The 5,863-nt window shown below is 74.8% G+C and carries 8 protein-coding genes; 3 read left to right on the forward strand and 5 right to left on the reverse strand.

Features of this window, described 5'->3' with window-relative positions; genetic code table 11:
- The coding region (locus ABD323_RS38810) for a hypothetical protein (protein WP_344446809.1) at window positions 1-205 on the reverse strand (205 nt) is incomplete at its 3' end.
- An 80-nt stretch (window positions 206-285) separates the two neighbouring features.
- Between ABD323_RS38810 and ureG the strand changes: the two genes are divergently transcribed.
- Complete coding sequence (gene ureG / locus ABD323_RS38815; RefSeq protein ID WP_344446810.1) at window positions 286-975, forward strand: urease accessory protein UreG; 690 nt, start codon at window positions 286-288, stop codon at window positions 973-975.
- A complete protein-coding gene (locus ABD323_RS38820; protein ID WP_344446811.1) occupies window positions 960-1,850 on the forward strand; it encodes an urease accessory protein UreD in 891 nt (296 codons plus the stop codon). Before ureG ends, ABD323_RS38820 begins: the two co-directional genes overlap by 16 nt.
- Here the strand turns inward: ABD323_RS38820 and ABD323_RS38825 are convergent.
- From ABD323_RS38825 to ABD323_RS38840, 4 genes are all read right to left on the reverse strand, one after another.
- The gene (locus ABD323_RS38825; RefSeq protein WP_344446812.1) at window positions 1,838-2,965 is read right to left on the reverse strand and encodes an IPT/TIG domain-containing protein; all 1,128 of its coding nucleotides are present in this window, start codon (window positions 2,963-2,965) and stop codon (window positions 1,838-1,840) included. The two genes, ABD323_RS38820 and ABD323_RS38825, sit on opposite strands and share 13 nt — an antisense overlap.
- A 190-nt stretch (window positions 2,966-3,155) precedes the next feature.
- The gene (locus tag ABD323_RS38830; protein WP_425556311.1) at window positions 3,156-4,112 is read right to left on the reverse strand and encodes a cytochrome c oxidase assembly protein; all 957 of its coding nucleotides are present in this window, start codon (window positions 4,110-4,112) and stop codon (window positions 3,156-3,158) included.
- Between the two features lie 138 nt (window positions 4,113-4,250).
- Window positions 4,251-4,505 carry a hypothetical protein gene (locus ABD323_RS38835; RefSeq protein WP_344446813.1) on the reverse strand — a complete coding sequence of 85 codons (255 nt, stop codon included), beginning with the start codon at window positions 4,503-4,505 and terminating at the stop codon, window positions 4,251-4,253.
- Window positions 4,489-4,767 carry a DUF6400 family protein gene (locus tag ABD323_RS38840; RefSeq protein WP_344446815.1) on the reverse strand — a complete coding sequence of 93 codons (279 nt, stop codon included), beginning with the start codon at window positions 4,765-4,767 and terminating at the stop codon, window positions 4,489-4,491. The genes ABD323_RS38835 and ABD323_RS38840 overlap by 17 nt, the downstream gene beginning before the upstream one ends.
- Before the next feature lie 238 nt (window positions 4,768-5,005).
- Here ABD323_RS38840 and ABD323_RS38845 point away from each other — a divergent pair.
- Window positions 5,006-5,863 (forward strand): class I SAM-dependent methyltransferase (locus ABD323_RS38845; protein ID WP_344446816.1); only part of this gene is annotated, 858 nt, incomplete at its 3' end.

Below are 5,863 nucleotides of genomic sequence, written 5' to 3' on the forward strand. Positions count from 1 at the left end.
CCCGGGTGGGGGGGAGTCGGTCGGGGCCGCCGAGGCCGCCGGCCCGCGCGGCGGCAGCGGCGGCGCCGGCGGCCACCGCGTCGGCGGCCGGCGCCAGCCGGGCCAGCACCGCCGCCACCCGGTAGGGGTCCAGGGCGAGCAGCCGCAGCGCAGCGGTGGCCGGCGCCGCCGCCGAGGCCGCCGCGCGGGCCGTCGCCCTCGGCAACGGCGACCGACTCCCCACGACCGGTGCGCCGCTGCTCGACCTGTACGCCGAGCGGCACGCCTCCTGGAAGGTGAAACTCTTTGCATCGTGATCATCGCGACGACCCGGCCGACCCGCTCACCGCGGGCGACCCCGGCCCGCCCGCCCCCGGTGGCGCCCGGCGGGCGCTGCGGATCGGGCTCGGCGGCCCGGTCGGCTCGGGCAAGACCGCCACGGTTGCGGCACTCTGCCGGCTGCTGCGCGGGGAACTCTCGCTGGCCGTCGTCACCAACGACATCTACACCACCGAGGACGCCGAGTTCCTGCTGCGGCACGCGGTGCTGGCCCCGGAGCGGATCACCGCGGTGGAGACCGGCTGCTGCCCGCACACCGCGATCCGCGACGACATCTCGGCCAACCTGGAGGCGGTGGAGGAGCTGGAGGCGACGGTCGGGCCGCTGGACCTGGTCCTGCTGGAGTCCGGCGGGGACAACCTCACGGCGACCTTCAGCCGCGGCCTGGTGGACGCGCAGATCTTCGTGATCGACGTGGCGGGCGGGGACAAGATCCCGCGCAAGGGCGGCCCGGGGGTGTCGAACTCGGACCTACTGGTCGTCAACAAGACCGACCTGGCCCCGCTGGTCGGCGCCGACCTGGGCGTGATGGCCCGCGACGCGAAGGCGCAGCGCGGCGCGTTGCCGACGGTCTTCTGCTCGCTGGCCGCGCCCGAGGGGGTGGCGCCGGTGGCCGACTGGGTCCGGGAGCGGCTGGCCGCGTGGCGCACGGCCTGAGCGCGCCGCCGCCGTGGGCGCAGGCCCCCGCCACGGCCCGCATCCACGCCGTGCTGGACGGGCGCGGGCACACCGCGCTGCCCGTGCTGCGCGGAGCGGGGCCGCTCGCCCTGCGCCGGCTGCGTGGCGGCGCGCTCGCCGAGGTGGCGACCGTCGCCACGATGGCCGGCCCGCTGGGCGGGGACCGGCTCGCGGTGCGGGTGGCCGTCGACGCCGGAGCGCGGCTGCGGGTGACCGGGGTGGCGGCCACCCTGAGCCTGCCCGGGGAGGGCCCGGCGCACTACGGACTCGACCTGGCGGTGGCGGCCGGTGGCCTGCTGGAGTGGCTCCCCGAGCCGGTGATCGCCGCGGCCGGCATCCACCTGGTGCTGCACACCCGGGTCGAGCTGGCCGCCGGTGCCGCCCTGCTGCTGCGCGAGGAGCAGGTGCTGGGGCGCCAGCACGACTGGGCGGTGCACGGCGTCCCCGGCCGGCTCACCACCCGGCTGACGGTCCGCCAGGGCGGCCGGCTGCTCCTCGATCAGCAGAGCGACCTCGGTCCGGGCGCCCCGGGCTGGGACGGCGCGGCGGTCCTGGGCCCCCACCGGGCGCTCGGCCAGCTGCTGACGGTCGGCCTGCCCGCGCCGCCGGCCGGGCCCGGGGCCGGCGACCGCGCGGTGCTGGCCCTGCCCGGAGACGACGCGCACCTGCTGCTGGCCCTCGCGCCCGACGCCCTGGCGCTGCGCCGGCTGCTCGACGGGGGCCAGGCGGTGGGAAACGGGCCGGGAAACGCCGCGGGAAACGGGCTGGGAAACGGGCCGGGAAACGCCGCGGGGCGGGCGCCACAAGGGGCGCCCGCCCCGCGGGACCGTCAGGGAACCGGTCAGGGGGTGTAGCTGAAGCGGTCGCCTGCGATCAGCGCGGTGGTGCCGCCGGGGGTGGTGACCGTGACGTCCACGGTGCCGGTGCCGGCGGGGGAGAGCACCGTGCAGAAGGTCGGGCCGCAGGAGGAGTCCTTGCCCGCCACGCCACCGAAGAGGACCTGGCCACCGAGCAGGTTGGTCCCCGCGACGTTGACGTGGGTGCCGCCGGCCACCGGGCCGCTGGTGGTGTAGAGGGAGGTCAGCACCGGAGCGGGCGGCGCCGGCGGGGTCGGGCCGGTGTAGCCGAACGCGGACGCCGCGTCGGCGTGGCCGCCCGGGGTGACGACGGTGACCGCCACGGAGCCGCTGCCGCCCGGCGCGGTGGCCGTGCAGCTGGTGCCCGCGCAGGAGGAGCTGGTGGCGGGGGTGTCACCGAAGAGCACGAACCCGTTGTCCAGGTTGCTCCCGGTGACGGTGACGGCGGTGCCGCCGGTGCCCGGGCCGGTGGTGGCGCTCAGCGCGGTGACGGTCGGCGCGGGCGGGACGGCGGCGGCCTGGTTCACGCCGGTGACGTCCTGCGCGACGACGTCGTTCGCCGGGTTCACGTCGCCCCGGTTGGCGACGGTCGCGGTGACCGTGCCGCTGGGCTTGGCCGCGCCGGAGCGCAGGTTGACCTTCATGAAGTCGGACCGGCCGGGGCTGCGGGTGCCGGTGAAGTAGGCGGTCACGTGGCGGCCGTCGGGCGAGATCGTCTCGGTGAAGACGTAGTCCGCCGGGGTGGAGTACATCAGGACGCCGTCGGTGGTGATGCCCGGCGGCAGGTCGAGGGTGACCTGCGTGACGCCGCTGTAGGCCACGCTGCCGACGGAGGTCCAGGTGACGGACATGTTGCCGCTGCTGTTGGCCAGGAACGGGTAGTTCCCGCCGACCGCCACGGACACGTCCGGGCCCGCGGCCACCGTGGGGGTGGGCGTGGGGGTGGGTGTCGGCGTCGGGGTGGGCGTCGGGCTCGGCTTCCTGGCCGCGACCGTGACCGGGGTCCTGGTGGCCTTCCCGGACGGCGCGGCCGAGGCCGCGACGGGCACGGCGACGGCCAGGGCGCTGATCGCCGCCACGGCGACCCCGGCCTGGGTCAGTCTGATCTTCACGATGTCCCCCATTCGTACCATTGAGATCATGGTTATATCGTGACGGGACGTCAGCGCGGGGCACCCGGAGCATCGGTGTGTCCGCCATCGGGGTGAACTTTCGGCCAACCCCTTCGACCGTGCCGGCCGTCGCGCGAACGCCGGAGCCCCGTCCACCGGGGGTGGACGGGGCTCCGGGGGCGTGACCGGCTCAGCCGGTCTGGGCGGGCCGGTTGCCGCGCTGTTCGAGCGCGGCGAGGTAGGCGTTGTACGCGTTCAGCTCGGCGTCGCCGTCCCGCTCGGCGGCCCGGTCCTGGCGGACGGCCTGGCGCTGCGAGGACTTCGCCCACTGGAAGACCAGGGCGACCAGCACCACCGCGGTCGGGATCTCGCCGAAGGCCCAGGTGATCCCGCCGGCCAGCTTCTGGTCGGTCATCAGGTCGGTGCCGGGCGGCGCGCCGGCGGCCGTGAAGGTGGTCACCAGTGGCGTGGTCGCCATCATCACCGCCACGCCGAAGAAGGCGTGGAAGGGCATCCCCATGAAGAGCTCGATGATCCGCATCACGTGCCCGGGCCGGTTCGGCCCGGGGTCCACCCCCATGATCGGCCAGAAGAAGAGCAGCCCGGCCGCCAGGAAGTGCACCATCATCGCGATGTGCCCGATCCGGGACTGCATCAGGCCGTCGAAGAGCGGGGTGAAGTAGAGGCCGTAGAGGCTGGCGATGAAGAGCGGGATGGTGAAGGCCGGGTGCGAGACGACCTTGACGTACCGGCTGTGCAGCAGCGCCACCAGCAGCTCGCGCGGTCCGCGCGGCCGCCCCTTGCCGGCCGGCCGCAGCGAGCGCAGCGCCAGGGTGATCGGCGCGCCGAGCAGCAGCAGGATCGGGACCAGCATGCTGAGCACCATGTGCTGGATCATGTGGGCGCTGAAGAGCACCATGCCGTAGTCGTTGAGCCCCGAGCAGGTCACCGCGACGATGGTCAGCACACCGAGCGTCCAGGCCACCGTGCGCCCCACCGGCCACCGGTCGCCGCGGCGCAGCAGGCGCGCGACGCCCGCGCCGTACAGGCCCAGGGCGAGCAGGCTGCCCAGCAGGAAGGGCCAGTCGGGCGACCAGTGGAGCACCGCGTCGAGTGAGAACGGTCCGAGCCCGCCGTGGTGGTGCATCCCCGACATGCCGTCCATCGGCGGCCCCGCTTTCCTTCGTGCCGTGGACGGCCGACCCCGCCTCAGGTCCGGTTCGTCCGTTTTTCGTCGGGGCCCAGACTACGGGCGGCCCGTCGGCCGGCGGTGGGCGCCCCCTGCTCAGGCGCCCCGGTCGGCGGCGTGGCCCGGCGGCGTGCGGGTGGCGCCGAAGCCGGTCTCGTGGTCCCAGAGGTGGGTGCAGCCGGGGCACTGGAGGTGGAGCAGGCTGCCGGTGTTGGCCAGCAGGTAGCGCCAGTGCTCGGGGCAGGTGCGGCGCTCCCCGCACGGTCCGCAGTCCCGGTCGTCCTCGCACCGTGGGCAGGGCACCCAGGCGCGGCGGCCGTCGTCGGCCTGCGGGTCAATGGGCAGCAGCATCGCCGTGCTCCCGTCCGGGCAGCACGCCGGCCGCCACCAGCTCGTCGTAGGTCCGCTGCTGCTCGGGGTCGAGGTTCGAGTAGAGCAGCGCGTACGCCTCGTCCTCGCCGCGCAGGACGGCCACCGGGTCCCACTGCGGGCCGAGCGCGGCGAGCACCTGGGCGCGCCGCCGGGTCTCCTCGACGGTGAGGTCGACCGCGAAGTCGGTCAGGGCCGTCGGGGGCTGGGATGGGCCGTGTGTTTCGGCGTGGTTCGCGCACATGCCACCAGAACTTAGGTATGCCTTTCCACCTCGTCAAACCTCCGATGCGGCCGCTCCCGGCGGGCGCCGGGCCCGCTGCGGCGCGACGATCGGCTGTATACGGGGCGAACTGAGTAGGAAGATCCTGTTTTCATGTACTCATAAAAGTGATTAGGATCACCCCAGCTTGGGGCCGGCGCTGTCCCCTCCGGCCGGTTCCGCCGGCGACGTCGACCCTGTCCGCCTGTAGGAGGCCCTGATGGTCACCGCTCTGCCGCAGCCCGCGACGTCGCCCGCCCCGCAGTCCCTGGACGATGTCCCCGGCTGGTTCTGGCCACTCGATCAGCAGCTGTTCAGCTGGTTGCTGGAGCGCCAGACGACCGCCGGAACCCGGGGTGACCTGCTGGAACTGGGCAGCTACCTGGGGCGCAGCGCGATCCTGATGGGTCGCCACCTGCAGGACGGCGAGGTGTTCACCGTCTGCGACCTGTTCGACTCCGACGCCCCCGACGGGGACAACGCCGCCGAGATGACCATGTCGTACCGCGAGACGCTCACCCGGACCGCCTTCGAACGCAACTACCTGGCGTTCCACCCGCGGCTGCCCGCCATCGTCCAGGCGCCCACCTCGGTGCTCGGGGACGGCCGGATCGCCGCCGACAGCTGTCGCTTCGTGCACATCGACGCCTCCCACCTGTACGAGCACGTGGCGGTCGACATCCGCACCGCGCACGAGGTGCTCGCCGACGACGGCATCGTGGTGCTGGACGACTTCCGCTCGCCGCACACGCCCGGCGTCGCGGCGGCCACCTGGGAGGCCGTCTTCCGCGGCGGCCTGCGCCTGATCTGCGTCACCCCGGAGAAGCTCTACGGCACCTGGGGCGACCCCGGGCAGCTGCAGGAGGAGCTGCTGGCGCTGGGCGGCGACGCGCCGGAGTGCTACATGGACGTCGACACCGTCGCGGGCCAGCGCCTGGTGCGGCTCTCCGGGCGCGGTGTGGCGGCCCTGCTGCCGGAGCCCGCCCCGGTCGCCGCGCCGGCGGCCACGCCGGAGCCGGAGCCGCAGGCGCCGGCCGCACCCGCGCCGCGGCAGTCCCCGGCCGCCGCCCGGATGCTG

Origin of the sequence: Kitasatospora nipponensis (assembly GCF_039528135.1) — a bacterium.
GTDB classification, from domain to species: Bacteria; Actinomycetota; Actinomycetes; order Streptomycetales; family Streptomycetaceae; genus Kitasatospora; species Kitasatospora nipponensis.